This window comes from Janibacter sp. CoH_79_TC_3, assembly GCF_058197955.1.
In genome coordinates, this window is record NZ_JBXWIV010000147.1 from 1 (window position 1) to 251 (window position 251).

Annotated in this window: 1 protein-coding gene; it reads right to left on the minus strand. The window is 23.1% G+C overall.

Annotated elements, in window-relative coordinates; translation table 11 throughout:
* Positions 1-8: 8 nt before the first annotated feature.
* The coding region (locus AC2FA3_RS15420) for a hypothetical protein (RefSeq protein ID WP_490510356.1) at positions 9-251 on the minus strand (243 nt) is incomplete at its 5' end.

Consider the following 251-nt stretch of genomic DNA (forward strand, 5'->3'; position numbering starts at 1 on the left):
ATATATAATTATTCATTTTCATGACTTTTTCTAAACTTTTCATCAGATTCTCTAATTGATTGGATTCTATCACTATATTTTGAATTAAATTTACTTTTTCTAACTGGTTTTTTCTTTTTATTTTGTGGTTTCTTCTGATCTTTTTTCTCCATTTTTGCTTGCAATTTCTTTATTTTGTTAATACGTTTATCTGATTTTAATTTTGCATTTAGCATTACATATTCTGGATCATCTTCTCTATCTTCATATTT